Below are 1063 nucleotides of genomic sequence, written 5' to 3'. Positions count from 1 at the left end.
GCACCGACCGGCTGGGACGGGACGTCCTGTCACGAGCCCTTCACGGCAACCTCCCGCTCGTGACGATCTCCGTGACGGCGGCGGTCCTGTCGACCGCGATCGGAGCCGCCGTCGGGCTGACACTCGCCTGGATCCCCGCACTGCGACCGGTCGTCCGATTCGCGACCGACGTGCTGGTCACCCTCCCCCCGGTGCTCGTCATCCTGGTCGTGGCGACTGCTGGGAACGGCTCGGCCGTGGTCGTGGCGGCGGTGACGACGCTGCTGTTCATCCCGGTGAGCTCGCGCTATCTGGAGGCCGCGAGCGCACCCCTTCTCGACTCCGGGTTCGTCGAGGTCGCGCGTGCGGAGGGACGGACGAGACTGGACGTGACGGTCCGGGAGGTCATCCCGGGCCTGTCGCGACCACTTCTCACGGAACTGTCTGTCCGCTTCACCAGCGCCGTCTACCTGGTGAGCACGCTGGCGTTCCTCGGCGGCGGGGTGGGAGGGGGTGGTGACGACTGGGCGTCCACCGTCCGGGATTCGATCGCCGGGGTGACGCTCAACCCGTGGTCCGTCGTCGTGCCCGCCATCGGGATCGCGCTACTGACGGTGCCGCCTGCACTCCTGGCCGACCGGGAAGGGCACGGGGCGATCTGATGGTGACCGCCTCCACCCTCTCCGTGCGCGACCTGGTGATCCGGGACCGAAGCGGCGCGCGGCGTCTCGAGGTGCCGCGCCTGCACGTCGAGCCCGGTGAGCGCCTGGTCGTGGTGGGCCAGTCCGGTGCCGGGAAATCGACCCTCGCCCACGCCGCCGTCGGCGACGTCTCCCCCGGCCTGCGGGTGACCTCCGGATCGGTCCTCGTCGACGGGGTGGACGCGCTGGGAGCGAGCCCCCGGCAGCTGCGCCGACTCCGCCGCCGCAGCTGCCTCGTGGACCAGGATCCGGGCGTGGCGCTGACACCGTGGCGCCGGGTCGATCAACTCGTCGAGGAGAACGCGGCCCGCCCGGGCCTGGGAATACGCTACGCGCGGGACCTGGGGCTCCCCGTCGAGGAGGGATGGCTGCGTCGACGACCA

2 protein-coding genes are annotated in these 1063 nt (G+C 72.1%); both read left to right on the top strand.

All coding sequences use genetic code 11. The features are described from left to right. Positions 1-641 (top strand): ABC transporter permease subunit (locus G6026_RS06820; RefSeq protein WP_206682012.1); only part of this gene is annotated, 641 nt, incomplete at its 5' end. Then, positions 641-1063, top strand: a 423-nt coding sequence (locus G6026_RS06815) for an ATP-binding cassette domain-containing protein (RefSeq protein WP_182612726.1), incomplete at its 3' end; no start/stop codon positions are given. The genes G6026_RS06820 and G6026_RS06815, both read left to right, overlap by 1 nt.

The sequence above is a fragment of the Dietzia sp. DQ11-38-2 genome (genome assembly GCF_014145055.1).
GTDB lineage: Bacteria > Actinomycetota > Actinomycetes > Mycobacteriales > Mycobacteriaceae > Dietzia.
The sequence above is the reverse complement of the archived record's forward strand: the minus strand, read 5'-3'. Positions and strand labels throughout refer to the sequence as shown.